This is a genomic window from Vulgatibacter incomptus, from assembly GCF_001263175.1.
Classification (GTDB): Bacteria; Myxococcota; Myxococcia; order Myxococcales; family Vulgatibacteraceae; genus Vulgatibacter; species Vulgatibacter incomptus.
Genome location: NZ_CP012332.1, coordinates 2,076,269 through 2,101,964, shown reverse-complemented (window position 1 = coordinate 2,101,964; position 25,696 = coordinate 2,076,269). Strand labels below are relative to the sequence as shown.

Sequence of the window (25,696 nt, the reverse complement as noted above, 5' to 3'; positions counted from 1 at the left end):
GTTCGAGCATCCCGGCGGTGGGTCGGTCGCTGGCACTCCTGCCGGGCGAGTGCCAATCGCGCGGCAGATATAACGCAGGTTCCCCGAGCGTCAAGGGAACGCCGTTCGATTCGGAAGAGGCGTTGATTGCTCAACGATTCCGGGGGCCTACGCCCAGGCGGCCGGCTGGAGGGATCGGGGAGGGCGGGAGCGCTGCCGGCGTTTGCGACCGCGGGCGTCCTTCTCGCGAAGACGAACGAAAACGGGCCGGCGCCTCAGGAAGGGAGGCGGCGGCCCGAAATCAGATGAAGCTTGGAGCTGGAGCTAGCGCTGGACGGAAGGCGGCGGGATCGGGCGCAGCGTGGTGGGGGCGACCGGCTCCTTGTCGAACTTGCCGGCGAGGGCGGCGTCCACGTCGCGGTCGAACTTCACCTTGCCGGTGGCGATCTCGCGGAGCGAGAGCACGGACGGCTTGTTGCGACCCGGATCGAGGAGCGGACGGGCGCCGGCCATGAGCTGGCGGGTGCGCTTCGTCGCGAGGATCACCAGCGCGAAACGGTTCTCGACGAGGGGCAGGCAATCTTCGATGGTTACGCGGGCCATTCTTCCTCCGAAGGAGTCGATCTACCGACGCGAACTGCCCAGGTCAACCTCTTCGAGCCGTTCCGGGGTGATGGCGGCTCGGACCGGTGTCGCCACACTTGCCGGAGGAAGGAGCAGGCCATGCGTCGTACGACCCTCCTCGGTATCACCGCGCTGCTCTTCGGCTGTTCGCAGGGGGGCGACGTGCCCTGGGAGCGAGTCGACGAGCCCAGGGTGCGAGTCGACAAGCGGATCGAGTTCCCGTCCACCGAGTTCGGGGAATGGTCGGCGGTCGACGGCGCGATCGGCAACGAGGGCGGGAGCCCGGTTCGGGTCCGAGTAGAGACAAAGCATCCCTTTCGGCCGACGCTCCGCAGCTTCGAGCTGAAGCCAGGAGAGACACGCCCGCTGCGGTTCTTTTTCGAGCCGGGCTTGGGCCAGACGATGGAGCCGGGCACCGTGGCGGCCGTTGCCCGGGTGATCACCGGCGAAACCGAGCGGCGGATCGCGCTGATCGGCCTGCAGTCCGGAAAGGAGTCCCTGAATCGGGGCGGCCCCGATTCCTGCTCTTGCCCGGAGGGTCGCGGCTGCCTCCTTCCCGAAGGCAGCATCTGCGACACCCCCTGCGGCGGGCAGGGGGCTTGCTTGGCTGGAGCGTGCATCCCGCCCGAGGGGATACTCCAGCCCGCCTGGACTCACACGGGACAAGGCATCGGCTTCGTAGTGGAGGCAGACGACGGCGGCGTGGTGGTCCAGGACTTGAAGGATGCCACCCCGGCCAGTGAGCTCATCCGACTCGACGCGGCTGGCCGGGAGCGGTGGCGGCGTTCGGCGGACGAGTTCCGGTATGCGAGTGTCGGACGGACGCTCGTCTCGAAGTCGCTGGCCGGAGCGTGGCGGGCGTTGGACGCCGGGAGCGGGGCCGACCTCTGGAAGCATGAGTGGCCGGATTCGGACTTGCTCCATTCCGACGCCGACCAGCCTGGTCATTCTCTTGAGGAAACCGTCGTTGGCCATCCGGGCCGTGGAAACCGCCAGCGGCCGGATCCTTTGGGAGAAGGAGCTGGAGGATCGCGTCCAGGAGGTCCTGGGCAGCGGGTTTGTCTCGACCCGGGTCCTGGTGGGGAGAGCCGGGAAGGATCTCCGCACGGCCGTGACCGTCAGCCTGCGGTACGGCACGCTCGGCCGACCGTGGACTCCGGTCCACGCGGTGTTCGCGCTCGGTCTGGCCGACGGCGCGGAGCGCTGGGTGTCGTCCGGAGAAGGCGTCGTGTCACAGCTCCTGGTCGATGCCTCTGGATGGACCTTCGTCGGCGCGATGCATGAAGCGCAAGACCGAGCCGCGGGCGGCAATCTGCGCGCGATCGATCCAGAAGGGACGACGAGGTGGGGCGAGAGCGTCCCGGTACTCGTATTCTCGTACTATACCGATCTTGCCGCGGGCCCGGTCGGGTTGGGAGGCGACGTCGTGATCGCGCTCGACGGCACCGCGCGCGACTGGCGAACGGGCGCCCGCCGCTACTCTGCGCCATTCCAGGGCAATGACGACCTCGAGCTTTCGAGCGTCACGGGGTTCGTCGCCCACCACATGTGCCCATTCGGCGGAGGTTGCGCCGAGCGCACCGACCTTACGGCCTTCGACCCGGATACGGGAGCGGTCCGATGGATCTGGCAGATTAAGGGAGGCGGTTCCCGTTTCAACCGCGCCGTACCCGTCGACGGCCTCGACGCGGCCCGTGTGATCGTCCACGCCCGCCGAGTGGACGGCGGCGAGGAAGAGGCGGTCTGCGCGGTCGGCGGAGACGGCGTCCTCCTATGGCAGCGACGCCTGCGTGGGCTGGAGGCTCGGTCCAACGGCGGCATGGTGGATGACCTGGATCCGTGGATCGTCCGGCGCGTCTATCGCAGCGACGGGACTTATTCGATCGAGGCCTACAGAAGCGAATGAGAAGGTTCGACCCGGGAGATGCTCCCGGGTCGATCGCTAATCCGCAGGTTCCGCGGGCGCGGCGCCTGCCGCTTCGGCGGCGGCGGACTCCGCCGGGGGCGGCGGCGCGCGGAGCTCTTCGGACCTCCGGGTGAGGGACTCCACGGCGGCGGCGGTGATCTCGGCCACCGGGCCGTCTCCCTGGCGCACGTAGCGCTTGTCGCCGACAGTGCCGAAGCGGAGGGTCAGGGGCGGCTGATCCTTCCGCCGCAGCTCGAGGGTGAGCCCGGGGCTCGCCAGGCCATAGGCCTCGGCGTCGCCGGTGGGGAAGGCCATGGCGCGCAGGTCGTGGAGGGTGCGGAGGATCTTTCCCACCATCTCCTCTCCGGCCGCCTCGGGGGCAGGGCCGGCGATCTGCCATCCCTCGCCCGAGCGGACGAGGCTCCAGCTCGTCGCTCCCGAGGACGTGAGGCCCTCGAGACCGTCGTCGCCGAAGACCACCACCCGCTTGTCGCGCAGCTCGAAGGTACCCTTCTCGAAGGCGGACTTGAGACCCGCGTCGGCGGACGCGATCTCGCCGGGACGGGCGCTCACGAACCACGTGCGATCGAAGGTGTTCTGGGTGCCGAAGGCGAGCTCGGCCTTCTCACCCGCGGTGGTGGTCGCCGACACCCGGACGCCGGGTGCGTCGAGGCCGAACATCTCCGGCTTGCCGTCGCTCTCGACGAGCAGCTTCTTGCGCTTGGCGGTCGAGAGCCGATCGAGGAGGGACTCGATCGCAGCGTGATCGGCAGGAGCCTCGAGGGGCTTCACGATCCGCCAATCGTCGCCGGTGCGGGCGAGCTCGGTGACCTCGCCCTTGGCGGCCACGGTGAGCGAGGTCACGGAGTTGACGTCGAGCGTGAAGAGCCGTGCCTCCTCTTCCTTGCGGGCGTCGTCGGCCTTCTCCTTTTCGAAGACGCCGAGCCAGGCCCAGGCGCCGAGGCCGGCGGCGATCACGAGGGCGCCGCCCAGGGTGGCGAGCTGCTTGCGGTTCTGCGACATCGCCATGGGGAGGCTCCTACTTCGACCGGCGGACCAGCCAGACCGACAGACCGGCGGCGAGGATGAGCATCGGCATCGCGCTGATCGAGAAGAAGTTGAGGAAGCGCGCGTCGCCGTCGGTGAGGAAGAGCCGCGAGGCGTCTCGCTGCTTGGGCCGGATGGTGATCCGCGCCTCCTGGGAGGCCAGCCAGTTCATCGAGTTGAGGAAGAGGTCGGCGTTGCCGGCGACCGCCTCGTACTGGTTGCTGGCGAAGTCGGAGTCGCCGGCCGCCACGATGCGGGTCTCGTTGTCGCCGTCCTTCTTGGCGAGCACGGCCATGAGGCCAAGGGCGCCCTTGCGCTTGCTCTCGTCGAAGCGGGCCGCGCCGCTTCGCCACTCGGTCTCGCCCCACGCGGTGGGGTTGGTGAGGGCGAGGATGGTGGGCCTGGGGTCGGCGTCGCCCCGGGCGATCACCGGTCGCACCGAGGGGAAGACCGACATGAGGCCGAAGCCCTTGGTGATCTCGTGCTCGGCGTAGACCTGCACCACGGGGATGGCGTCCCCGCCGCCCATCATCTTGGAGAGCGGATCGACGATCATCGAGTCCTCGAAGAGGAAACCCCACTCGTCGAGGAGCTGCTGGAGGGCGGGATCGTCGGCGCCCGGCTCGAGGGCCACGAAGAGGCGGCCGCCGTCCTTCAGCCACCTGCGCACCGCCTTCACCTCGGGCTCGAGGAAGGGCCGCTTCGGCGAGAGGATCGCGAGGCCAGCGGCATCTTCGGGGATCGCGCCGCTGAGGAGGTTCACGGTGGCGGTCTTGAGGCCTTCGTTCTCGAGCTTGCCGGCGATCCGCGAGAAGCCGCGCTCGGTGTCGAGCTTGATGTCGCCTTCGCCGTGGCCGGTCGTGAAGTAGAGCCGCTGCTCGGAGGTGCGCAGCACCTTGAGGAGGGCGTTGGTGAGCGCCTCCTCGGAGGGCTCCGCCGCCCGCGCCTCGGTGGCGCCGTGGGCGAAGAGGATCCGGGGACCCTCGGCGGTGATCGACTTCGCGGCGGCGATCTGGGGGTTCTTCTCCGGATCGACGTATTCCACCACCAGCTTCTCGCTCTGCTTCTGGTAGCGCTCGAGGATCTCCTTCACCGGGGGAAGGGCCGGATCCGCGGAGCCGTAGAAGGCGGTGACCTTCACCTCCTCCTTCAGGTCGCGGAGGGTCTTCACGGTGTCGTCGGCCAGCGTGTAGATCCCACCCTTGGTGAGATCCCAGCTCACCTGCTTGCGGGCGGCGATGTAGTTGCCCGCGGCGAGGCCGCCCACGAGCAGGAGCGCGGTCAGCGCGGAGAGGCCGTAGAACCAGGTGGCGCGGCCGCCGAAGGTGCGCCCGAGGGCGCCCTTGTTGGCGGCGAAGTAGATCGCGGTGAGCACGACGCCGGCGACGACCTGGACGACCGCGACCCGCTCGCTCCCGGGGACCAGTAGCAGGATCGCCAACGAGGAGACGAGGAGGGAGATGCCGAAGGCGAGAGCGACGCGGGAGAGGGACTTGAGGTTCATGGTCAATCCTCCCTGACTAGGACCACCGCCGCGACTCGACGGCGCGGTGGGTGAGGAAGAGCCCGAGGACGATCACCGAGAGGAAGTAGACGACGTCCTTGAGGTCGACGATCCCTCTCGCGAACGAGACGAGGTGGGTTACGGACGAGGCGTGGAGGATCACCTCACGCCACGCGCCCTCGGCCTCGGAGGCCTTCCAGCTCACCATCCACGAGAGCAGCAGGACGAAGAAGGTGATCAGCGCGGCGACCACCTGGGAGTCGGTGAGGGAGGAGACGAAGAGGCCGATGGCGAGGAAGGCGGCGCCGCAGAGGAAGAGGCCCGTGAGGCCGGCCCCGATGGTCTGCCACTCGACGGCGCTGCCGCTCGACGACGAGCCGAAGACCGAGAGCAGGGCGGGGAAGGCGGCGACGATCGCGATGACGACCGCGAGCACGACCAGCGATGCGAGGAACTTGCCGCCGACGATCTCCGCCGAGCGGACGGGAGCGGTCATCAAGAGCTCCATCGTCTTCTGGCGACGCTCCTCCGAGAAGAGGCGCATCGAGAGGAAGGGGATCACGAAGGTGAGGATCAGCCCCATGTTCACCAGCAGCGGGGCCGCCACCATGTCGGTGAGGTTCATCCGCTCCAGCATCTGCTGCGCCTGGAACTGCATGAACTGCATCGACTGGCGCTGGAACGCGCTGGTCAGAGAGAGGAAGAACCACGCGCCGATGAAAGAGGTGGCGAAGAACGCCACGTAGGCGATGGGGGTCGTGAAGTAGAGGTAGAGCTCTTTCTTTGCGATGGCGATCGCGTTTCGCATCGAGACTTCCTCGGTTCGAGGGGTTCCGCGATCGGTCCCGACCGCGCGAAGGATGGGATCAGGCGGCCTCGTGCTCCATGGGCTGCCGGGGTTCCGGGGAGGCGCCGCGGGTGTCCGAGGTGAGCTGGAGGAAGATCTCGTCCAGGCTCCGGCCCGGGTGCTTCTCCTGCAGCGCCCGGAGGTTCTCATGGGCCACCAGCTTGCCGCGGGCGATGATCAGCACGGTGTCGCAGGTGGCGGTGACCTCCTGCAGGATGTGGGTCGAGAGGATCACCGTGTGCTGCCCCGCGAGGCTGCGCACCAGGTCGCGGACCTCGAGGATCTGGGAGGGATCGAGGCCCACCGTCGGCTCGTCGAGGATGAGGACGTCGGGCGATCCGAGGAGGGCCTGGGCGATCCCCACGCGCTGGCGGTAGCCCTTGGAGACGTTGGCGATGAGCCGGTCCATCACGTGGGCCACCCGCGCCGCGTTCGCCACCCGGTCGACCTCGTCCTTGCGGACCTTGCGCGGCACGCCCTTGAGCTCGGCGACGAAGCGCAGGTACGCCTTGATCGACATGTCGGGGTAGACCGGCGGGATCTCCGGCAGGTAGCCGATCCGCCGCTTGACCTCCAGGGGCTGTTCGAAGACGTCGAAGCCCGCCACCCTGGCGGTGCCGCTGGTCGCCGGCTGGAAGCCGGTGAGGATCCGCATGGTGGTGCTCTTCCCGGCGCCGTTGGGGCCGAGGAAGCCGAGGATCTCACCCTTCGGGACGTGGAAGGAGAGGTCCTCGATGGCGGTCAGATCGCGGTATCGCTTGGTGAGGTTCGAGACTTCGATCATCTGGGTCTCCGTCTTGGAATCGCGGCTCCGTGCCGATCCAGGCAGGGGTTCGGGTCTCGGGCTTCGAGGCACGGGCTGCGGCGCGCGGCCAAACAACCCTGGGGCCCGAACATTTCCGCGTCCGGTCGAAAAACGAAAACGGCAGGGAGGACGAGCGGTTGGAATGCCAGTTTACCGCCGGACGCCGAGGCTAGCACCCGTAGGTGGGCTGTCAACGGCCTGCTCGCTTCCCCGGCGACGGGAGAATTTTCCCCGCTGCCCGGACGCCGCTTGCGGGGCGTGCACCTCTCCTCGTAGACAAGGGGCCCATGAACATCGTGGTGCAGAAGTACGGCGGCTCTTCCGTCGCCGACGTCGAGAAGATCGGGCGGGTCGCCGACCGGGTGGCGCGGACCCGGGAGGCGGGGAAGCGGGTGGTGGTCGTGGTCTCGGCCATGGGCGACACCACCGACGAGCTGCTCTCCCTGGCGAAGCAGGTCTGCGAGAACCCGGCCCGGCGAGAGCTCGACATGCTGCTCACCGCCGGCGAGCGGATCTCGATGGCGCTCCTCTCGATGGCGCTGAACGCCCGGGGCGTGCCGGCCGTGAGCTTCACCGGCTCCCAGTCGGGGATCATCACCACCGACACGCACTCCAACGCCCGGATCGTGGAGGTCCGGCCGTTCCGGGTTCAGGAGGAGCTCGATCGCGGCAAGGTCGTGATCGTCGCGGGTTACCAGGGCGTGAGCCTGAGCAAGGAGGTGACCACGCTCGGTCGCGGCGGCTCGGACACCACCGCGGTGGCCCTGGCCGCCGCCCTCGGCGCCGAGGCCTGCGAGATCTACAGTGACGTGGAGGGGGTCTACACCGCCGATCCGCGGCTGGTCCGGGACGCGCGCCGCCTGGCGGAGCTCTCCTACGAGGAGATGCAGGAGCTCGCCGAGGCGGGCGCCAAGGTGCTCCACGCCCAGGCGGTGGAGTTCGCCAAGGAGAAGGGGATCGCGATCCACGCGCGCTCGACCTTCGGCGGGAGCGGCGAGACGAAGGTGCAGCCCCTGAAGGGGAACGAGGGGCTGCGAATCGCAGGCGTGACCAGTGAGAAGGGCCTGGCGCTCCTCTGCGCGAGCCCCGGGAGCGGGGCGGCTCTGGCCGAGCTCCTCGAGCACCTGGACGGGCGCTCGTCCTTCGGCAAGCAGCTCCTCTTCGATCGGGAACCCGCCGGGAGCGCCTCCCTGGTGCTCTCGCGGGAGAACCTCCACGACTTCGACGCGGTGGTGGCCGAGCTCTCCGCCCGCTTCGGTGGCGGAGTGCGGATTCGCCCGGGCCTCGGCGCCGTCTCTGCCATCGGCGCCGGGATCAACGCGAGCTTCGCCAACGTGCGCAAGGTGCAGGCCGTGCTCGCCTCCATGGAGGCGGAGCCGCTCCAGCTCTCCACGTCGAGCTTCCGGATCAGCGTCCTCCTCGAGGAGCACCACGTCGACGAGGCCGTTCGGCGGCTCCACGCCGAGCTCGTGCCCTAGGAAGCTACTGCTTCTCAGCCGAACGTCGGCGGGAGGCGCCGGTCGCGGGTCGCCACGGGAAGGTCGAGGAACTCCACCATCTCGTGGAGACGCGAGAAGACCCGCTCCCCGACCCGGCCGCGCAGCGAGAGGCTGGAGAGCTCGGGCTTGGCGTCCCGCGAGACCGGGCGGTCGGGCGCTTCGCGGGCGTAGTTGGTGGCGAAGAGGGTGAGCTTGCCGCTGTTGTAGCGGCGGCCGATGAGCTCATCGAGGACCTCCTCCTCGAAGACGCTGCCTCGCCCCTTGCCCAGCTCGTCGATGGCGAGGACGTCCACCTCCGCGAGCGCGTCGATTTTGTCGACGGTCGCCCGGGCGCGGGGATCGGAGATCGCCGCCTTGAGGTCCGCGAAGAGGAAGGAGATCTCGATGTAGCGGCACGAGATCCCGCGGCCCAGGGTCATCCGGGCGAGTGCAGCGGAGAGGAGGTGCGTCTTGCCGGTGCCCGGCTTGCCGAGGAGGCCCTTCCCGAGGCGGGAGTGGCCCGGGCGTGCCGTGTCGGCGAAGTGCATCATCTCCCGCTTGGCCGTCACCAGCTCCCGCGGATCGTCCCCGTGGACGTAGAAGTCGTCGAAGGTCTTCTCCGCGAAGCGGGAGGGGAGCTGGGCCGCGTTGAAGGCCGCGACCCGCTGGGGGAGGGTCTGGCACTCGCACGCCCGTGCGAACTGGTAGCCGTCCACCGTCTGGAGCGTGAGGCCCTTGCCGTTGCAGAGCCGGCATCGGCGATCGCAGCCGCAGAGGCTGGCGACGGCGACCGCGCCCTCCCGGGCCACCACGTAGCCCCTGCCGCCGCACCGGCCGCAAGCCCCCTGGCGCTCAGACGGAGGGGCCTCGAGTCCCTGCCGCTCCAGCTTGCCGTGGATCTCCTCCATCAGCATCCGCAGGGGGCCGCTCATCTTCTGGAAGTCGTCGTGCTCGCTCATAGATCCGAAGGCCTCACCAGGGCGCCGTGGCGTCGGGCCGCGTCGCCGAGGCAGGCGCGCAACATCGCACGATATTGGCGCCGGGTGGCGGCGCCGCGGGGACCGGCCTCGCGCCTGGCGCCGCCCGCCAGCACGGCGCGCTCGCGGGGCGGCAGCGCGCGCAGGTAGCGGAGCGCGGAGGCCTCGTCGGCCGCGAGGAGCGCGCGGTCGACCGAGGCGGCGTCCGCCGCGTTCGCCGCCTGGAGGATCCGCAGGGATTCGAGGTAGGCCTCGCGAACGGGGCCGGGCGCCAGCGCCAGCCGATACTCCAGCGCCGCGACCGCTCGCTGCAGCGGAGGACGGGCCTCCTTGGCGGGGCGGGGACCGGCGCCCGAGCCGGAGGGCGACGAGATGCCGTTACCCGCTGCCGCCCCTGCAGCACGGCGCTCCCACCCTCGAAGAAGATCCTCGGCGTAGCGGTCGACCGCGCCGAGTCGAAACGGCCGGGCCGTAAAGGAGCGCCCGGAGCTCGCCCATGCGGCGTGGGCCGAACGGACGGCCCCGAGGGCCAGCTCGAGTGGCAGTCCGCGATCGCGCCATCCTCGGATCCGGTCGGCATCGATCGGCGCGAGAGTCAGCCCACTACCCCGGAGGGAGAGGAAGAGCTCCTGGACCGCTTCGAGGTAGCGGACGTCGTTCGTCGATGCAGCCACGAGCCTTCCTACCACGCGCTGGCGCCTCCGGGTACGCGCGGGAGAAGGAGCCGAGCCCGCCGTACCAGAGGCCCGAGCTCGGCGCGTGCCCGACGCTGGAAGAGGGGTCCGCCGGCCCACAATTGGCAGTTGCCATGAAGTCGACACTGCGTGAAAATCCGCGCTCGGGGGACGACCCCCGGTTCAAGAGGGGTATCATGCGTAGAATTCCGTTCGTCGTTGCAGTGGCAGCTTTCCTCCTTTCTGCGCTTCCGGCGGGAGCCGAGCAGCTCGAATTGGGTTCGGCTGCTTCGTCCAAACCCTACCGGACGATCACGGCCAATCCGCTCGCTCTGGCGGTCGGTGTTTTCAACGTGGAGTACGAGCAGGCCACGTCAAACAAGCTGTCGTTCTACGTGGGCCCGCAATACTACGGATGGTCGCTCGGCGATCTCTCGTTGACCTCCGTTGGTGTGAACGGCGGCCTGCGGTACTTCTTCAAGGGAACCGCGCCCGAGGGATTCTTCGCGGGCCCCGGGATCTTCCTGGGCTATGCGTCCGGGGACTTCGGCGGCTCCACCGCGAGTGCGGTCGCATGGTCTGTGGGCGGGACCGGCGGCTACACCTGGATCTTCGACGACATCTTCGACCTCTCGGTCGGGCTGGGCGTGAGCTACATGCACGCCGAGGCGGCGAGCGGGGGCCAGACGGCTGGCGTCTCGGGAGTCGTTCCCGATCTGCGTCTCGCCCTCGGCGCGGCGTTCTGAGGTCCGCAGCGCCCTTCGCGCGATCGTCGGGAGGCCGTCGATCCGCGTGAAGGGCGCTTCCTCACCCCGAGATGAGCTGCTCGAAGACCTCCTCGGCGGTCTGGTAGCGGTCGTCGGGATCCTTCCGAAGCAGCTTGTGGGCGATCCGGGCGAGGTCCTCGTCCGCGTGGGGGTTGAGCGAGAACAGGGGCTGGGGCTCGCGCTCGAGGATCTGCTGCCAGAGGTCGACCGGCGTCTTCGCGTCGTAGGGCGGTCGGCCGGCGAGGAGCTCGTAGATCATCACGCCCAGCGCGTAGAGGTCGGCGCGGCCGTCCACGTGCTCCGCCAGCGCCTGCTCCGGCGCCATGTAGCGGTAGGTGCCCACGACCTTGCCCCGCACCGTGACCGAGGTCTCCTCGGCGAGGAACTTGGCCAGGCCGAAGTCCATGAGGCGCACGTGCCTATCCTCGTCCACGAGGATGTTGCCAGGCTTGAGGTCCCGGTGGACGAGGCCGTGGCTGTGGATGTAGCCGAGGGCCTCGCAGATCTGCAGCAGCGCGTCCTTGAGCCTGCCGATCCGCTCGGGCCGGTTGAGCTCCCTCGTGTACGGCGTCGCGGCGAGCAGCGGCCTCGAGGGCTCGTCCTCGTCCTCGAAGGGGGAGAAGAGCTCGTGGCGGCGCGGCGGCGAGACCGTCCCCTCGCTGGAGGTGCTCCCGTCGTCGGTGTCGCTCTCGTCCGCCGACCTCGCGTAGTCCGCCAGCGCGTGGTTGCCGGTGGGCGCCTCGTAGAAGCCGGTATCGGCCTCCTCCAGCAGCGCGCCGAGGTCGAAGCGGGGCAGCGCGGGAGCGACCTCCGAATCCTCGCTCTGGACCTGGACGGCAGGCTCCGGCATCGCCCGCCGAGCGGAGGGCTCCAGGTCGATCTCGAGGTAGCTGCGCAGGTCGAGGCCCTCGACCAGCTCCATCACCAGGTAGGGGTAGCCTCTGTGGACACCGGCGTCGAAGACGCGGACGACGTTGGGGTGAGCGAGGCGCGCGAGGGTCTCGAACTCCCGCGCCATGCGCTTGGCGGCCGCGGGCTCGAGGGCGGGTCCGGTGGAGAGGAGCTTGAGCGCCACCTCGTCGCCGGTACGGCGGTCGCTGGCGCGAAAGACGGTGCCGATCCCGCCTTTCCCCAGGGTGGATACGATGCGGTAGGGGCCGACGAGCCGAGGGGGCACCATCGAACTGTAGCGCTACATCGGGCGGAGCGTCAAAGCGTCCGAACCTTGACCTTGCATAGTGGCCTCGCTAGGGTCCGCCGCCGGTGATGACCCAGCGGGAGACAGACCTTCGCGCCCAGCTCGCAGCGGGCGAGGTGCCGGCGCACGTCGGCATCATCATGGACGGAAACGGCCGGTGGGCCGAGCTTCGCGGGTTGCCCCGTCTCGAGGGGCATCGAGTCGGCTCCGAGAGCGTCCGGGCGATCACGACGGCGGCCCGGGAGGTGGGGGTGAAGGCCCTCACGCTCTACGCCTTCTCCGCGCAGAACTGGGCCCGGCCCGGGGACGAGGTCGAGGGCCTGATGGAGCTCCTCCGCCTCTACCTCCTCCAGGAGCGGCCCACCGTGATGGAGAACGGGATCCGCCTGCGCGCCGTAGGCGATCTCGACGCGCTTCCCGCTGGTGTCCGGGAGGTCTTGAACGACCTCGCCCGCGACTCGAGCGCCAACGACGGGATGATCCTCACCCTGGCCCTGAGCTACGGCGGCAGGGAGGAGCTGGTCCACGCCGCCAGGCGGATCGCGGAAGATGTCGCGGCAGGTCGGCTGAGGCCCGCCGACGTCGACGCCGAGGCCTTCGCCTCGAGACTCCACAGCGCGGCGCTCCCCGACCTCGACCTCTGCATCCGCACCAGCGGCGAGCTGCGGGTCTCGAATTTCCTGCCCTGGCAGATCGCCTACGCGGAGATCCTGGTGACGGAGGCCCTCTGGCCCGAGTTCCGGGAGGAGGCCTTCTTCTCGGCACTTCTGGACTACCGAAAGCGCGAGCGGAGGTTCGGTCTCACCGGCGCCCAGGTGCGCGGGACGATTGGCTGAATGAACGACAAGAATCGCAACCTCGTCCTCCGAGTCGCCTCGGCCCTGCTGCTCCTGCCAATCGTGCTGGGCCTGCTGTGGCTGGGCGGGATCGCCGCGATCCTCCTGGTGGTCTTCGCGATCGTCATGGTCGCCAGCGAGTTCTACAAGATGGCCGGCGTGCGGGCGTCGCATCCCGCCGCGATCCTCGGACTGGTCGCCAGCGCTTCCCTCGCGTGGATCGGCGCCTCCATCGACACCCGCTGGCCCGGCGCGCTCGGCGTGCTCGTGCTCGTGCCCCTGGCCTCGGTGGCGCTCTACACGCTCTTTCCGCCGGACGGGGATCTCCGCAAGGCCGCGGCCTCGTCCGGGTTCGTCGCGCTGATGCCCGGCTATGCCGGTCTCGGCCTGGGCGCCGTGGTGGCCCTGCGCGCCATGCCCGGCCACGCCGGGATCACGTGGACGCTGGTGGCCATCGGGGTCACGTGGGCGAACGACACCGGCGCCTACTTCGCCGGGCGCCTATTCGGCCGCCACAAGCTCTATCCCCTGATCAGCCCCAACAAGACCTGGGAGGGCTTTGTCGGCGGGATGGCCAGCTCGGTCCTGATCTGCTTCCTGATCAAGTGGATCTACGCGGTCGAGGTCCTCCATTTCTGGGACTGCGTGATCGTCGGCGTGGTCGGCGGCGTCCTCGGGCCCCTCGGGGACCTCTCGGAGTCGATGCTCAAGCGCGCCTTCGGCGTGAAGGACTCCGGCCGGATCATGCCGGGCCACGGCGGCATCTTCGACCGAGTCGACGCGTTGATGTTCGTGGCGCCGTGGGTCTTCGCCTACGCCCACTTCATCCGTACCCTCGCGTAGCCAGTGGAGGGGGGCCCGATGACACGCCGCAAGATCTCCATCCTCGGTTCGACCGGCTCGATTGGGACCAGCGCCCTCGACGTGGTCGGCCGCTTCCCGGACCGCTTCGAGGTCGTGGGCCTCGCTGCCGGTGGCCGGGTCGACGTGCTCGCCGCCCAGATCCGCGCCTTCCAGCCGAAGGTGGTCTCCGTTGGGGACGAGGCGGGGGCTCGCGCCCTCTCCGGCCTCCTCGGTGCCGGCGATCCGCAGCCGGAGGTCCTCGTGGGATCCCGCGGCGCCTGCGCGATCGCCTCGCTCCCGGAGGTGGACTTCGTGCTGGCGGCGATCGCCGGCAGCGCGGGCATGCTCCCGACCGCCGCCGCGGTGGACGCGGGCAAGGTGGTGGGCCTCGCCAACAAGGAGTCGATGGTCCTCGCCGGCGAGTACCTCATGGCCCAGGCGAAGCGCACGGGCGCGCCGATCCTCCCGGTGGACAGCGAGCACTCGGCGATCTTCCAGTGCCTGGTCGGGCACAACCGCGACGACGTGCGGCGCCTGGTCCTCACCGCGAGCGGGGGCCCCTGCCGCACCTGGGACGCCGACCGCATCGAGGCCTGCACGCCCGCGGAGGCGCTCAAGCACCCGAACTGGTCCATGGGCGCCAAGATCACCGTCGACTCCGCCACCCTGATGAACAAGGGGCTCGAGGTGATCGAGGCGCGGTGGCTCTTCGACCTGCCTCCCGAGCAGATCTCGATCGTCGTCCACCCGGAGTCCGTGGTGCACTCGATGGTCGAGTACGTCGACGGCAGCGTCGTGGCGCAGCTCGGCACCCCCGACATGCGCGGCCCGATCGCCTACGCCCTCACGTGGCCGGGCCCCAGGCTCCCGCTCGGCCTGCCGCCCCTCGACCTGCCGGCCCTGGGGAAGCTCGCCTTCGAGGAGCCCGATCCCCGCCGCTTCCCGGCCTACGAGCTCGCCTACGAGGCGCTGCGGATCGGGGGAACGGCTCCCGCCGTGGTGAGCGGGGCCGACGAGGCGGCGGTCGCCGCGTTCCTGGCGGGCAAGATCCCCTTCCCGGGGATCGCCGCCGCCATCTCACATGCCCTCGAGGCCCATTCGGCGCGACCCGTCGCCTCGGTGGACGACGCGATCGCGGCGTCCGACGAGGGCCGGCGATCGGCCGACGGTTGGCTGGCCGGAAGGTTCTCGAAAGGTTAGGGTTACAGCCGATATGAGCTTTCCGCTCCACATCGTCTCGGTAGCCGTCCTCCTCGGAGGCCTGATCTTCTTCCACGAGCTCGGGCACTTCCTGGTGGCCAAGGCCTTCCGGGTCAAGGTGCTGAAGTTCTCCCTGGGCTTCGGGCCCCGCCTGCTGGGCTTCACCTGGGGAGAGACCGAGTACCGCCTCTCTCTGCTGCCTCTCGGCGGCTACGTGAAGATGGCGGGGGACGATCCCTCCACGCCGCTGGACGCCGCCGACAAGGGGCGGGGCTTCCTCGAGCAGCGGCCCTGGAAGCGGATGGCGATCGCCTTCGCCGGCCCGGCCTTCAACCTGATCTTCCCGCTGATGGCCTATTTCGCGGTCTTCGCCGCGCAGACCGAGGCGGTGGCGCCGCACGTCGGCCAGGTGATCGCGGGGATGCCCGCGGCGAAGGCCGGCCTGAAGCCGGGCGATCGGATCGTCTCCATCGACGGCGAGCCCATTTACGCCTTCCAGGATCTGCGCCGCTTCGTGGATCCGAGCGCGGGCAAGCCCCTCGTCGTGGTCGTGGACCGCGACGGCGCCAACACCACCTTCACCGTCACGCCCGACTCCTACCTTGAGCCCGATCCGATCGAGCCCGTCCGCGTGGGCAAGATCGGCGTGAGCCCCAACCCCGCGGCGCCGGTCGTCGGCGTGAGCCCGGGCGGGCTCGTCCACGGCGCGGGCCTGCGAACCTTCGACCGGATCGCGAAGATCGACGGCGAGGAAGTGGGCTCGATCGACCAGGCGCTGGCTCGGCTGAAGTCCAAGCTGGAGGCCGGCGCGCCCTTTGAGGTGCTCGCGCTCCGCGGCGACGCTGTCGCCGCAGGCCCGGTGGACCTCCCGGTCCCCGAGCCGGTGAAGATCACGATCCAGCCGGAGGAGGGCGCCTCCCTCGGCGTCGAGTCCGCCGAGCTCTACGTGTCGCGGGTGGCCCCCGGCACGCCCGCCGCCGAGGCGGGGCTCGTCCGCGGCGATCGCCTGCTGTCTCTCGACGGCAGCGCCCTCGAGACCTGGCAGCAGGTGGAGGCGGCGCAGCGGGAGAAGGCCGACAAGCCGTTCACGCTCGACCTCGTCCGCGACGGCGAGACCCGCTCCCTCACCCTCGCCCAGGCGGCGAAGACCGAGACCGACGAGCTCCGCGATCGGCCCGTGACCGTCTACACGTTCGGTGCGTACGGCGGTCTCCCCGCGGTCGCCGCACCGGTGGTGAAGGTCCCGTTCCGGCCGCTGCTCGCGGCGCAGATGGCCGTCGGTTCCACCTGGGAGGTGGCCCGGAAGATCGCGCGCGGGATGGGGATGATCGTCACCGGGCAGATCGCCTTCAAGAACGTCGGCGGTCCGCTGCAGATCTACGACATCGCCACCAAGGCGGCCGATCAGGGCTGGGAGATCTTCCTCCACACCATGGCGATGGTCTCGATCAACCTGGGCCTCGTGAACCTCTTCCCCGTGCCGGTGCTCGACGGCGGGCACATCGTGCAGGCCGGGATCGAGGCGATCCGCCGCAAGCCGCTGTCCATGCGCGCGCGGGAGATCACCAACGCCGTCGGACTGGCGATGCTGCTGACGCTCATGGTGTTCGCGCTCAAGAACGACGTCGTCCGCTACTTCCTCGCGGGATAGCTCTTGGCTTCGCAGACCCTCCTCGGCATCGACACCTCCACGCTCTCGATCTCCGTCGCCCTCGTCCGCCTCGAGGCGGACGGGTCGTGGCGGACCCTCGCCAGTCGCGACCGGGGCGCGAGCGGGCCGAACCACTCCACGCTGCTCCCCGGGTGGGTCGACGAGCTCCTCGGGGAGACCGGCCTGACGCTGGCCGGCCTCGACGGCGTCGCGGTCAGCCTCGGACCCGGCAGCTTCACGGGCCTCCGGATCGCGCTGGCCACCGGCAAGGGCCTCGCCTACGGCGCGGAGATCCCCCTCGCCGGCGCCTCCTCCCTCGAGGCCATGGCGCTCGCCGCGGCGCGGCTGGCGCCGGACGCGGCGGCGGTGGTGCCGATCCTCGACGCGCGCAAGCAGGAGGTCTACGCGGGCTTCTTCCGACCGGTGGCGGGCGGGGTCGAGGCCCTGGGCGATGGACCGGCCGAAGTGGTCGCGAAGCCGGAGCGGGTGGCGGAGCGACTGGCCTCGCTGGAGGGGCCGCTGGTCCTCCTGGGAGAGGGCTACTTCGCCTACCGCGCGATCTTCGACGAGGCCACGGCCGGATTGCGGGCGCCGCCTCTCGATGGCCTCCCGGAGACGCCGCCGGCGGCGGAGGTCGCCGTCCTCGGGTTCCGCACGCCGCAGACCTTCTCGAAGTCCGCGATCTTCGCGCTCGAGCCCCACTACCTGCGCCCGAGCGAGGCGGAGCTGAAGCGCCAGGCCTCCTGAGTTCGTGATGGAATCACGAACTCACGCGGAGCCGAAGGCGGAGCAAACGAAAAGGAGCGCTCTCGCGCGAAGCGCGACCTGAAGAAATCGGACCCGCTTCAGCGGGACCGATTTCTTCATTCGCTCGGAGGGTTCCAAGCGGGGCGGAGGGGGGATTTGACTCCCCCTCGGAACCGGCGGAGGATCGTCTTCGAGCAGGCATTTGTCGTCCAAATCGGAACGCCGGCGAAGACACGCCTGCCCGGAAGCTCGTCCTCGCCGCGGAAGCTCGAAGGAGGAGTCATGCAGCGACCGGATCGCATCATCGACAGGAGCGCGAAGCTCGATGCGCTCAACCGGCGTCACGCCGAGTTCGAGGAGCGGCTCGAGACCTTCCGGAACCGGATCTACCTCACGCCCGACGAGGAATCGGAGGTTCGGAGGCTGAAGCTCCTCAAGCTCCGCGCCAAGGACGAGATCCGCCGGTACTCCGTTTCGCCGAGCGCCTGAGCGGAGCCGAGGGCGGAGCGTCGAAAGTGTGCTAGGTACCGGGCCTTTCGCCGCCGGCCATTCCGGCGTGGGAGGCAGGAAATGGCGTCTCGCTCACTCACGGTTGCCATCGTCGGCGCGGCTTCGGCCGCAGGTCGCGAGCTCGGACCCACGCTGGAGGAGCGCAGCTTCCCGTTCGGCGAGCTGCGGCTCCTGGGCGAGGGGGAGGCGGTCGGCGAGACCCTCGAGGTCCGCGGTGAAGAGTTCGAGGTCGCGGCGCTGGATGCAGCGGCCCTCCGGGGCTGCGACATCGTCTTCGTCATGCCGGGCGAGAAGCTGGAGGAACGCGTCCTCGCCGCCGCCCGCGAGTCGGGCGCCGCGATCATCGACGCGAACGGGGGCGCCGACGCGCGCCTGATCTTCCCCGGGATCAACGACGAGGAGCTCGAAGAGGTCGAGTCGGCCAAGGGCGCGGTCTTCGCGCTGCCGACGCCGGCAGCGGCGCAGCTCGCCGCGATCCTCCTGCCCCTCGAGGCGAAGGCGGGCGTGGTCCGCGCCGACGTGGTCTGCCTCGAGGCGGTCTCGGTCGCCGGGATCCCGGGCATGGAGGAGCTCTCCATGCAGACGGTCTCGCTCCTGAACGGTCGCGAGCCGGAGCGAGGGGTCTTCCCACATCGGATCGCCTTCAACGCGATCCCGCAGGTCGACGACTTCCTGCCGGGCGGCGACACCGTCCGTGAGAAGCGGATCGCCTCGGATCTCGGCCGCCTCCTGGGCCGCCAGCCGCCCGCGCTCTCCGTCACCTGCGTGCTCGTGCCGGTCTTCTACGGCGCGACCCAGGCCATCACCCTCGCGGCCGAGAAGCCGATCGACGCGGTCGCCGCCCGAGAGGCGCTCGCGGCCGCCGAGGAGCTCAAGGTCCTCGACGACACGGCGATGGGCGTCTATCCGATGCCGATGCTGGCCGTTGGCGAGGAGGAGGTGCTGGTAGGCCGCGTCCGCGACACCGCCGCGGGCCTATCGCTCGTGAGCGTGGCCGACGGTCTCCGCTGGGGCACGGTGGTCCCGATGGTGCGGCTCGCCGAGCTCCTGCGGGAGCGAGGGCTCGTTTGACAGTTTGACAATCCACGGCTCCGTCGCGCTGGCGAAGATGTCATCGAGGCGGGGCCTGGTGCAGCTCCAAGCCGCCCAAACGGTGGATTCCGGCCGGGTAGCCCCGCGGCCTGAAACTTGCTAGCGTGCCGAACCATGCGGAACCCACGCGCCTGTTTCCTTGCCCTCGCTCTGCTCGCGCCCGCGCTGCCTGCCGGCGCGGCCCGGACGGTCAGCACCCTCGCCACCTCGCTGAGCAAGACGACGCTCGGGTCGAAGGATTGCAACACGACCTTCGACCTGACCGTCACCGCGACGCTCAACGGGACGCCGGTCACGAACGTCGATGGGCTGGTGACCACGGTCGCCACCTCCGCCGCCTGCACCGACGGAACCCGGATCAGCGTCTCGCCGACCCCGATCTCGATCAACGAAGGCAGGTTCCGGGTTGCGCTGACGGGGAGCAAGATCTTCAGCACCGCCATCGGCTCGGAGTGTCCGCTCGCGACCACCAAGACGGTCTTCGTCTGCGCGATCTTCGAGAACGACGAGGGCGATCCGATCCGGAGCGGCGCGAAGCTCACCATCGACACCACGGGGCCTGGAACGCCGAGGCTCATTTCGGTGGAGCCAGGCGACACCCAGCTTCACCTCTCGTTCGAGCCGGCTTCCGGCGCCAAGGCTCCGTCGTTCTGGCAGGCCTGCTTCCGCGTGAAAGACGACGTCTCGACGGGCTTGCGCTGGGACGCCTTCGGCCTCGGCGACGATGGCGCAGCCGGTGAGTCCGGGGAGATCGCGGACGACGAGCTCGGAGATCCCGACGGCGCGGCAGGAGCTGGAGGAGGGGAGGGCGGCGCTGGCGGAGAAGATGGCGGGATCGACCTGGCGGCCGCAGGTGCCGGCGGTATTCCTGGCGCCGGCGGCGGCGGAGGCATTCCCGGCGGCGGCGGAGCCGGAGGCGTCGGAGGGATTGGCGGAACTGGCGGCATCCTCCCCGGTGCCGGCGGGACCGGCGGCACTGCCGGAACGGGCGGCACGGGCGGCAGCGGAGCCACCACCTTCGTGCCCGACCAATGTCGGAAGCTCTTCAGCGGCAATGCCCGCTCGTTCAAACTCACCGGCTTGAAGAACGGCGTCACCGTCGACGTCGCTGTCCGTGGCGTCGACAACGACGGCAACGAGTCGGCGTTCTCGAACGTGATGGAAGGCACGCCCGTGGACGTCGACGACTTCTGGAAGCGGTACAAGGCCGCCGGCGGCATGCAGGACGGTTGCAGTGCCTCCGCTGGAAGCGCGGGCCTCCTCGCCTTCCTGGGCACTCTCATCCTCGGCGTCCGTGCCCGTAGGCACGACGGACACATCGGCAAGGCGCGCAAGCGCCCGGACGGTCGCTCCTGATGTTCACGAAGTCATTGCAGGTCCTCTTCGCCGCCGGGCTCCTGGCGGTCTCCGTCCCCGCTCACGCCTCGAGCGTCTTCGAGCGCGACCGGAACTGGATCGTCGACCTCCAGTTCGGCGGCTACAGCCCGCGCGTCGATCGAGAGCTCGCTGGCGCGACCCCGTTCAAGGACACCTTCGGCAACAAGAACCGCGTCCTCTCGCAGCTCGGCCTCCAGCGCTTGGTCTTCAAGGACTTCGGCACGCTCGGCATCGGCGCCAACGTAGGCTACTCGGAGTTCTTCGGCCACGGCTTCATCTCGGGAACGGACGTCCAGTCGGCGGACACCACGCACTTGCAAATCGTCCCGATCACGGGCTTCGTGTCGTACCGGCTCGACTATCCGGCCGTGGAATGGAACATCCCGTTCGTCCCCTACGGGAGGGCCGGGATCGGCGCATGGATCTTCTGGGTCAGCAATGGCGGGGGGGAGACCTCCGACGACGGGAAGGCCAAGGGCGTCCGGTGGGGCTGGACGGCCTCCGCGGGCCTCCAGTTCATGCTCGACTTCTTCGACCCCCGGCTCTCCGCCGAGTTCTATCGGGAGTGGGGAGTCGCCCACACCTACGTCTACGTGGACTGGACCCACTCCAAGGTCACCAGCTTCGGCCGCAGGGGCTTGGACCTCTCGGACGACATGTGGTCGGGCGGCATCGCCTTCGAGTTCTAAGGCCGGCCGTGCCTCCAACGGATGCGTGCAAATCGCGGCGGGGACGCTATGTTCTCGGCGCAACTCCCGAGGAGGACGAAGCATGGCCATCGGGCCCGACCTGTTCGACGAGATCGAGGCGCTGAAGAAGGAGCGCAACGCGATCATCCTGGCCCACTACTACCAGGAGCCGGACATCCAGGAGATCGCCGACTTCGTCGGGGATTCGCTCCAGCTCGCGCAAGCGGCCCAGGGGACGAAAGCCGACGTGATCTGCTTCGCCGGCGTGCACTTCATGGCCGAGACGGCCAAGATCCTGAACCCCGGCAAGACGGTGGTGATCCCGGATCTGGACGCGGGCTGCTCGCTCGCAGACTCCTGTCCGCCCGACGCCTTCGCGGCCTTCAAGGCGCGCCACCCGCACGCGAAGGTGATCACCTACATCAACTGCAGCGCGGGCATCAAAGCGCTCTCCGACGTGATCGTCACCTCGTCGAACGCCGAGCGGATCGTGGAGAGCTTCCCGCCGGAGCAGGAGCTGATCTTCGCGCCGGATCGCAACCTGGGCGCCTGGCTCTCGGAGAAGCTCGGCCGGAAGATGATCCTCTGGGACGGCTCCTGCATCGTCCACGAGCAGTTCTCCGAGCGGAAGCTGGTGCAGCTCAAGGTGCGGAACCCGGACGCGGAGGTGATCGCGCACCCGGAGTGTGAGGCCTCGGTGCTCCGCCACGCAGACTTCGTAGGCTCGACCTCGGCGCTCCTCTCCCGCGTGAAGGCCAGCGATCGCCGCAGCTTCATCGTCGCCACCGAGCCCGGCATCTTCCATGAGATGCAGCGGGCCGCGCCGGAGAAGACGCTCCTCGAGGCGCCGATCCACGGCTCGTGCCCGACCACCGGCGCGTGCAACGAGTGCCCGCACATGAAGCGGAACACGCTCGAGAAGGTGCGCGACAGCCTGCGCGATCTCTCGCCGGCGATCGACGTCCCCGAGCCGCTCCGCTCCCGGGCGCTCCAGCCGATCCTCCGGATGCTCGAGCTCTCGCGCCCGCGGGCGGCGTGAGCAGGTGCGCGTCCTCGGAATCGATCCCGGCTCCCGGCACACCGGCTACGGCGTCGTGGACGCCAAGGGCAGCAAGCTGACCCTCGTCGCCTGCGGGACCCTGTCCCCTGGCGACGCGCTCCCCCTCGCGGTGCGCCTCGGCCGGATCCACGCGGGCCTCGTCGACGTGGTGGCGCGGACGTCGCCCGAGGCGGTCTCCGTCGAGGAGGTCTACCACGCGGTCAACGCTCGCTCCGCCCTGGTGCTGGGGCAGGCGAGGGGCGCCGCGCTGGTTGCCGCCGCCGGCTCGTCGATCGAGGTCTTCGAGTACGCTGCGAGCGAGATCAAGCGGGCCGTCTCGGGCAGCGGGAGGGCCGGCAAGGAGCAGGTCTCGCGGATGGTCTCGATGCTGCTCGGCGTGGAGGTCCCCGGGGACGAGCACGCCTGCGACGCGATCGCGGCGGCCATCTGCCACCTGAACCGGGCCCGGATGCCCGCAACGGGCGCTGCCTCCGCCGTCCTTCGTATGCGCCCTGCCGTCGTTCCGCCCCGGCCCGCAGCGAAACGGACGCGGCGCGCGCCATGAGGATCCAAACCGATGATCGCGCAGCTCAAGGGAACGGTCGATCGCAAGGCGATCGGCGGGATGATCCTCGACGTAGGAGGAGTCGGGTACCTCGTCACTTGCAGTGAGACGACCCTCGCGAGGCTCCCCACCGGCGCCCAGGTGACGATGCGGATCCACACCGCGGTCCGCGAGGACGCTATCGAGCTCTTCGGCTTCTCCTCCGAGCTCGAGGAGGCGCTCTTCCGCGAGCTGATCCGGGTGCAGGGGGTCGGGCCGCGGGCGGCGATGAACCTCCTCTCCGGCGGCGAGCCCGAGGAGATCGCGGCGGCCATCGTCGGCGGGGATCTCGCGCGGCTGAAGAAGCTGCCCGGGGTCGGAAAGAAGACGGCCGAGAGGCTGGTGCTCGATCTCCGCGAACGGCTGGCGTCCTTCGTCCCGGCGTCGACGCCCAGAGCGGCGCCGGCGGTGAACGTCGTCGCGCCAAAGGACGAGCTCTTCCGGGCCCTCGAAGCCCTGGGCTTCAAGCCCGCCGAGGCCGATCGCCTGGCGGCCGAGGCCCGCGGCCGCGCCGCCGCCGACGCCTCCCTCGAGGATCTCGTCCGCGAGGCGCTCCGCGCTCGCTGACGGCTGGCCGTCGACGGGATCGTCAGCGTCGGCTTCGCTCGCTCGTGGGTGGGATCCCCAGGAGCTCCCGGCAGCGGGAAACCAGCGGCCGGCTCGCCTCGAGTCGGCGCACGCGGAGCAGCTCGACGAGCTGGTGGTCGGAGTAGGGGCGCCGCGGAGGCTCGGACGAGACGAGATCGAGGATCTCCTGTTCGAGCTCGTCGGTCACCTCGTCGACGTGCGCCATCCCTTCGTCGAGAGGAGGCGCGAAGAACGAGGCGAGCGGCAGGACTCCGTTGGGCGTGGCGACCAGCTTGCCGGCGGCGGCGCCGAGGACCGTCGACGGATGGAGGCCGACCTCGGCGGCGACGTCCCGGGCGTCGAGGGGAACGGCAGCGGATGGTCCTCTCTCGAAGAGCTCGGTCCGCAGCCGCGCGATGGCCTCGACCATACGAACCAGGATCCGCTGCCGACCCTCGACCGAGTCGATCAGGGCCCTGGCGGCGTGGAGGTTCTCTCGAAGGAAGTCCGCCGCCGGGCTCTCCCGGCGGAGGGATCCGCGGTAACGACGGCTGATCCGGATCCGCGCGAGCGGATCGTCGGCGGTGACGATCCACTCGTTGCCGGATCGATGCACCTGGACGTCGGGGAGGATGAAGGGGGATTCATCGGCGAGGAAGGCGCGGGCGGGCCTCGGCTCCATCTCCGCGATGATGCGCTCGGCCACGATCACCTCGCCGAGCTCCGCGTCGAGATCCGACGCGATGGACCGCAGGCCCCGTGCCTCCAGCGCCGGGAGGTGCTTGCGGATGATCGCGCCCACCAGCCCTCGGTCCTCGCCCCATGCGCGAGCCTGCAGGAGCAGGCACTCCTCGAGGTCCCGCGCGCAGACGCCGGTCGGCTCGAGCTGCTGCAGCTTCCTCAGCGCTCCGGCTGCGACATCCAGTCCGACCTCGGCCTCTCCAGCGACGGCGATCAGGGGATCGCCCTCGACGTCCTCGAGGCGGAAATAGCCGTCTTCGTCGAGGTTGCCGAGGATCAGCTTCGAGACCCGTTCCTCGTCGGGGCTGAAGCTGGTCAGCCGCATCTGCGTGACCAGATGGTCGAGGAGGGAGAGCTCCTGCTCCGGATCGCCCTCGGACGAGAGGAGCTCCTCCGCGAGCTCTTCGACCCCGTCCTCCCAGTCCGGATCCGACAGCGGCTCCCGAGCGGCGGCGTCTTCCTGGGCCGCGAAGCGCTCGATCGACGAGAGCTCCCGGACGGCGTCGTGGCGGTCCTGCTCGAGGGTGTTGGTTCGCTCCTCCAGGAGGGGATTCCGCTCGACCTCGTCGCGGATCCGGCTGGCCAGCTCGCGCCGGGAGAGGCGGAGGAGATCGATGCGCGGCGACGGGGCCGGACCCGGGGGCAGGAGATCCAGCCGCACCTTGGATTCGAGCTCGATCGACATTGGGAACCTCCCGCGACGGGCGCTTCCGTGGAGCGCCCAATCCACCTTTCGTCAGGCGGCCTCGAGAGCCGACGGGTTCCCGGGCACATCGCCTCGCGGAACGGGACCGAGCGGTTCGCCGATCCGCGTACGAGCGATTGTAGACGGCATCTCCGGAGAAGGAAAACGGGGGCCGGGAGCGTGTCCAAAGCAGGACGGCCACGCCCCTCCATCGTGGTAGAGTCCGCGCCGATATGAGCCGACGCGGCGACGCACTTGATCCCGAAACCCTCGCCCCGGAAGAGGAGGGCGAGCTCTCCCTGCGTCCTCGGAACTTCGCTGAGTACGTCGGCCAGCGCCGCGTGGTCGACAAGCTCGAGGTCTACGTGTCGGCCGCGCGGAGGCGGGGTGAGGCCCTGGACCACTGCCTCTTCTCGGGGCCGCCGGGGCTGGGCAAGACCTCCCTCGCCCACGTGATCGCCCAGGAGCTCGGCAGCCAGCTCCACTACACGAACGGCCCGGCCCTGCAGAAGAAGGGGGACCTCGCCGGGATCCTCACGAACCTCCAGCCGCGGGACGTGCTCTTCATCGACGAGATCCACCGTCTCACGCCGGCGGTGGAGGAGAGCCTCTACCCGGCGATGGAGGACTTCCGCTTCGACATCGTGATCGACAGCGGTCCGGCGGCGCGGGCGCTGCGGATCGACCTGCCGAAGTTCACGCTGGTGGGCGCGACCACGCGGACCGGCCTCCTCGCGAGCCCCTTGCGCGATCGCTTCCCGATCCTCGAGCGCCTCGATTTCTACCCGCGCGAAGAGCTCACCGCGATCGTCGAACGGGCCGCGGGGATCCTGGGCGTTCGGATCGAGCAGGCCGGCGCCGAGGAGATCGCGCGGCGCGCCAGGGGCACGCCGCGGATCGCGAACCGCCTCCTGCGCCGGGTCCGCGACTTCGTCCAGGAGAGCGGCGCGAGGGCGATCGATCGCGCGGGCGCGGATCGCGCGCTGCAGCGTCTCGAGATCGACGAGGCCGGCTTCGACGCCATGGATCGGCGCCTGCTCCTGGCGATCATCGATCGCTTCGGCGGCGGGCCCGTGGGCCTCGAGACCCTCGCGGCCAGCGTGGGCGAGGAGAGCGACACCATCGAGGACGTCTACGAGCCCTTCCTGCTGCAGGAGGGCTTCCTGATGCGCACGCCTCGCGGCCGGATCGCGACGCCCCGGGCCTACCAGCACCTCGGCCGCACGCCCGCCGCGCCCGGCGCAATCTTTTAGCGCTCGACCGGTTCGGCGAGATGAGGGGGCTGCCCGCGCCCTCGGGAGCCGGGCCC

Annotated in this window: 25 protein-coding genes; 16 read left to right on the top strand and 9 right to left on the bottom strand. The window is 69.8% G+C overall.

Going from position 1 to position 25,696, the window contains the following annotated elements; translation table 11 throughout:
* Positions 1-303: 303 nt before the first annotated feature.
* The gene (gene rpoZ, locus AKJ08_RS08635; protein WP_050725695.1) at positions 304-582 is read right to left on the bottom strand and encodes a DNA-directed RNA polymerase subunit omega; all 279 of its coding nucleotides are present in this window, start codon (positions 580-582) and stop codon (positions 304-306) included.
* A 988-nt stretch (positions 583-1,570) separates the two neighbouring features.
* Here rpoZ and AKJ08_RS08630 point away from each other — a divergent pair.
* Entirely contained in the window at positions 1,571-2,509 is a 939-nt protein-coding gene (locus tag AKJ08_RS08630; protein ID WP_050725694.1) for an outer membrane protein assembly factor BamB family protein, read from the top strand.
* 36 nt (positions 2,510-2,545) lie between these two features.
* On the opposite strand, the gene AKJ08_RS08625 is transcribed toward AKJ08_RS08630, so the two are convergent.
* From AKJ08_RS08625 to AKJ08_RS08610, 4 genes are read right to left on the bottom strand one after another with little or no spacing between them, the layout of a single operon-like run.
* On the bottom strand, positions 2,546-3,538 hold the full coding sequence (locus tag AKJ08_RS08625) for a DUF4340 domain-containing protein (RefSeq protein WP_050725693.1): 993 nt from the start codon (positions 3,536-3,538) through the stop codon (positions 2,546-2,548).
* A 10-nt stretch (positions 3,539-3,548) separates the two neighbouring features.
* A complete protein-coding gene (locus AKJ08_RS08620; protein WP_050725692.1) occupies positions 3,549-5,060 on the bottom strand; it encodes a GldG family protein in 1,512 nt (503 codons plus the stop codon).
* Between the two features lie 16 nt (positions 5,061-5,076).
* Positions 5,077-5,868, bottom strand: a complete 792-nt coding sequence (locus AKJ08_RS08615; protein ID WP_050725691.1) for an ABC transporter permease — start codon at positions 5,866-5,868, stop codon at positions 5,077-5,079.
* Between the two features lie 58 nt (positions 5,869-5,926).
* A complete protein-coding gene (locus tag AKJ08_RS08610; RefSeq protein ID WP_050725690.1) occupies positions 5,927-6,691 on the bottom strand; it encodes an ABC transporter ATP-binding protein in 765 nt (254 codons plus the stop codon).
* Positions 6,692-6,999: 308 nt separating this feature from the next.
* Between AKJ08_RS08610 and AKJ08_RS08605 the strand changes: the two genes are divergently transcribed.
* Positions 7,000-8,190, top strand: a complete 1,191-nt coding sequence (locus AKJ08_RS08605) for an aspartate kinase (RefSeq protein ID WP_050725689.1) — start codon at positions 7,000-7,002, stop codon at positions 8,188-8,190.
* A gap of 14 nt (positions 8,191-8,204) precedes the next feature.
* Here the strand turns inward: AKJ08_RS08605 and AKJ08_RS08600 are convergent, their stop codons facing one another.
* On the bottom strand, positions 8,205-9,149 hold the full coding sequence (locus AKJ08_RS08600) for an ATP-binding protein (protein ID WP_050725688.1): 945 nt from the start codon (positions 9,147-9,149) through the stop codon (positions 8,205-8,207).
* Positions 9,146-9,841, bottom strand: coding sequence for a hypothetical protein (locus AKJ08_RS19775; RefSeq protein WP_050725687.1), 696 nt, complete (start codon positions 9,839-9,841; stop codon positions 9,146-9,148). Before AKJ08_RS19775 ends, AKJ08_RS08600 begins: the two co-directional genes overlap by 4 nt.
* A 197-nt stretch (positions 9,842-10,038) precedes the next feature.
* On the opposite strand from AKJ08_RS19775, the gene AKJ08_RS19770 reads away from it, so the two are divergent.
* Positions 10,039-10,587, top strand: a complete 549-nt coding sequence (locus AKJ08_RS19770; RefSeq protein WP_169788782.1) for a DUF3575 domain-containing protein — start codon at positions 10,039-10,041, stop codon at positions 10,585-10,587.
* A 61-nt stretch (positions 10,588-10,648) separates the two neighbouring features.
* Here the strand turns inward: AKJ08_RS19770 and AKJ08_RS08585 are convergent, their stop codons facing one another.
* Positions 10,649-11,785 (bottom strand): serine/threonine-protein kinase, encoded by a 1,137-nt coding sequence (locus AKJ08_RS08585; RefSeq protein WP_050727496.1) that lies wholly within the window; start codon positions 11,783-11,785, stop codon positions 10,649-10,651.
* 89 nt (positions 11,786-11,874) lie between these two features.
* Here AKJ08_RS08585 and uppS point away from each other — a divergent pair, with 89 nt between their 5' ends.
* The 12 genes from uppS (at position 11,875) to ruvA (ending at position 22,961) form a co-directional block, all read left to right on the top strand.
* Complete coding sequence (uppS, locus tag AKJ08_RS08580) at positions 11,875-12,642, top strand: polyprenyl diphosphate synthase (protein WP_050725685.1); 768 nt, start codon at positions 11,875-11,877, stop codon at positions 12,640-12,642.
* Complete coding sequence (locus AKJ08_RS08575) at positions 12,643-13,485, top strand: phosphatidate cytidylyltransferase (RefSeq protein ID WP_050725684.1); 843 nt, start codon at positions 12,643-12,645, stop codon at positions 13,483-13,485.
* Positions 13,486-13,503: 18 nt separating this feature from the next.
* On the top strand, positions 13,504-14,685 hold the full coding sequence (locus AKJ08_RS08570; RefSeq protein WP_050725683.1) for a 1-deoxy-D-xylulose-5-phosphate reductoisomerase: 1,182 nt from the start codon (positions 13,504-13,506) through the stop codon (positions 14,683-14,685).
* Between the two features lie 13 nt (positions 14,686-14,698).
* Positions 14,699-16,336 (top strand): RIP metalloprotease RseP, encoded by a 1,638-nt coding sequence (gene rseP / locus AKJ08_RS08565; protein ID WP_050725682.1) that lies wholly within the window; start codon positions 14,699-14,701, stop codon positions 16,334-16,336.
* Between the two features lie 3 nt (positions 16,337-16,339).
* Positions 16,340-17,083, top strand: coding sequence for a tRNA (adenosine(37)-N6)-threonylcarbamoyltransferase complex dimerization subunit type 1 TsaB (gene tsaB / locus AKJ08_RS08560; RefSeq protein WP_050725681.1), 744 nt, complete (start codon positions 16,340-16,342; stop codon positions 17,081-17,083).
* 282 nt (positions 17,084-17,365) lie between these two features.
* Positions 17,366-17,572 (top strand): DUF465 domain-containing protein, encoded by a 207-nt coding sequence (locus AKJ08_RS08555; RefSeq protein WP_050725680.1) that lies wholly within the window; start codon positions 17,366-17,368, stop codon positions 17,570-17,572.
* Positions 17,573-17,653: 81 nt separating this feature from the next.
* Entirely contained in the window at positions 17,654-18,664 is a 1,011-nt protein-coding gene (locus AKJ08_RS08550; protein WP_050725679.1) for an aspartate-semialdehyde dehydrogenase, read from the top strand.
* A 135-nt stretch (positions 18,665-18,799) separates the two neighbouring features.
* Complete coding sequence (locus AKJ08_RS20120; RefSeq protein WP_050725678.1) at positions 18,800-20,041, top strand: hypothetical protein; 1,242 nt, start codon at positions 18,800-18,802, stop codon at positions 20,039-20,041.
* The gene (locus AKJ08_RS08540) at positions 20,041-20,751 is read left to right on the top strand and encodes an MXAN_2562 family outer membrane beta-barrel protein (protein ID WP_157370575.1); all 711 of its coding nucleotides are present in this window, start codon (positions 20,041-20,043) and stop codon (positions 20,749-20,751) included. The genes AKJ08_RS20120 and AKJ08_RS08540 overlap by 1 nt, the downstream gene beginning before the upstream one ends.
* 82 nt (positions 20,752-20,833) lie before the next feature.
* Positions 20,834-21,790: a quinolinate synthase NadA gene (gene nadA / locus AKJ08_RS08535; protein WP_050725676.1), complete on the top strand. Its 957-nt coding sequence runs from the start codon at positions 20,834-20,836 to the stop codon at positions 21,788-21,790.
* A 4-nt stretch (positions 21,791-21,794) separates the two neighbouring features.
* A complete protein-coding gene (ruvC, locus tag AKJ08_RS08530) occupies positions 21,795-22,355 on the top strand; it encodes a crossover junction endodeoxyribonuclease RuvC (RefSeq protein WP_082342952.1) in 561 nt (186 codons plus the stop codon).
* Between the two features lie 12 nt (positions 22,356-22,367).
* Positions 22,368-22,961 (top strand): Holliday junction branch migration protein RuvA, encoded by a 594-nt coding sequence (gene ruvA / locus AKJ08_RS08525; RefSeq protein ID WP_050725675.1) that lies wholly within the window; start codon positions 22,368-22,370, stop codon positions 22,959-22,961.
* Positions 22,962-22,983: 22 nt separating this feature from the next.
* Here ruvA and AKJ08_RS08520 read toward each other — a convergent pair whose 3' ends face one another.
* A complete protein-coding gene (locus AKJ08_RS08520) occupies positions 22,984-24,387 on the bottom strand; it encodes an RNA polymerase factor sigma-54 (RefSeq protein WP_050725674.1) in 1,404 nt (467 codons plus the stop codon).
* A gap of 233 nt (positions 24,388-24,620) precedes the next feature.
* Here AKJ08_RS08520 and ruvB point away from each other — a divergent pair, with 233 nt between their 5' ends.
* Positions 24,621-25,640 (top strand): Holliday junction branch migration DNA helicase RuvB, encoded by a 1,020-nt coding sequence (gene ruvB, locus AKJ08_RS08515; RefSeq protein WP_050725673.1) that lies wholly within the window; start codon positions 24,621-24,623, stop codon positions 25,638-25,640.
* Positions 25,641-25,696: the final 56 nt, after the last annotated feature.

What these genes read in the sequence shown, in the direction of transcription:
- AKJ08_RS08520 (WP_050725674.1), bottom strand. Translation starts at nt 24,387, where the DNA reads ATGTCGATCGAGCTCGAATCCAAGGTGCGGCTGGATCTCCTGCCCCCG.
- rseP (WP_050725682.1), top strand. Translation starts at nt 14,699, where the DNA reads ATGAGCTTTCCGCTCCACATCGTCTCGGTAGCCGTCCTCCTCGGAGGC.
- AKJ08_RS19770 (WP_169788782.1), top strand. Translation starts at nt 10,039, where the DNA reads ATGCGTAGAATTCCGTTCGTCGTTGCAGTGGCAGCTTTCCTCCTTTCT.
- AKJ08_RS08550 (WP_050725679.1), top strand. Translation starts at nt 17,654, where the DNA reads ATGGCGTCTCGCTCACTCACGGTTGCCATCGTCGGCGCGGCTTCGGCC.
- rpoZ (WP_050725695.1), bottom strand. Translation starts at nt 582, where the DNA reads ATGGCCCGCGTAACCATCGAAGATTGCCTGCCCCTCGTCGAGAACCGT.
- ruvA (WP_050725675.1), top strand. Translation starts at nt 22,368, where the DNA reads ATGATCGCGCAGCTCAAGGGAACGGTCGATCGCAAGGCGATCGGCGGG.
- AKJ08_RS08575 (WP_050725684.1), top strand. Translation starts at nt 12,643, where the DNA reads ATGAACGACAAGAATCGCAACCTCGTCCTCCGAGTCGCCTCGGCCCTG.
- AKJ08_RS08610 (WP_050725690.1), bottom strand. Translation starts at nt 6,691, where the DNA reads ATGATCGAAGTCTCGAACCTCACCAAGCGATACCGCGATCTGACCGCC.
- AKJ08_RS08600 (WP_050725688.1), bottom strand. Translation starts at nt 9,149, where the DNA reads ATGAGCGAGCACGACGACTTCCAGAAGATGAGCGGCCCCCTGCGGATG.
- AKJ08_RS08605 (WP_050725689.1), top strand. Translation starts at nt 7,000, where the DNA reads ATGAACATCGTGGTGCAGAAGTACGGCGGCTCTTCCGTCGCCGACGTC.
- AKJ08_RS08620 (WP_050725692.1), bottom strand. Translation starts at nt 5,060, where the DNA reads ATGAACCTCAAGTCCCTCTCCCGCGTCGCTCTCGCCTTCGGCATCTCC.
- AKJ08_RS08615 (WP_050725691.1), bottom strand. Translation starts at nt 5,868, where the DNA reads ATGCGAAACGCGATCGCCATCGCAAAGAAAGAGCTCTACCTCTACTTC.
- ruvB (WP_050725673.1), top strand. Translation starts at nt 24,621, where the DNA reads ATGAGCCGACGCGGCGACGCACTTGATCCCGAAACCCTCGCCCCGGAA.
- AKJ08_RS08625 (WP_050725693.1), bottom strand. Translation starts at nt 3,538, where the DNA reads ATGGCGATGTCGCAGAACCGCAAGCAGCTCGCCACCCTGGGCGGCGCC.
- AKJ08_RS08570 (WP_050725683.1), top strand. Translation starts at nt 13,504, where the DNA reads ATGACACGCCGCAAGATCTCCATCCTCGGTTCGACCGGCTCGATTGGG.
- AKJ08_RS20120 (WP_050725678.1), top strand. Translation starts at nt 18,800, where the DNA reads ATGCGGAACCCACGCGCCTGTTTCCTTGCCCTCGCTCTGCTCGCGCCC.
- uppS (WP_050725685.1), top strand. Translation starts at nt 11,875, where the DNA reads ATGACCCAGCGGGAGACAGACCTTCGCGCCCAGCTCGCAGCGGGCGAG.
- AKJ08_RS08540 (WP_157370575.1), top strand. Translation starts at nt 20,041, where the DNA reads ATGTTCACGAAGTCATTGCAGGTCCTCTTCGCCGCCGGGCTCCTGGCG.
- nadA (WP_050725676.1), top strand. Translation starts at nt 20,834, where the DNA reads ATGGCCATCGGGCCCGACCTGTTCGACGAGATCGAGGCGCTGAAGAAG.
- AKJ08_RS08555 (WP_050725680.1), top strand. Translation starts at nt 17,366, where the DNA reads ATGCAGCGACCGGATCGCATCATCGACAGGAGCGCGAAGCTCGATGCG.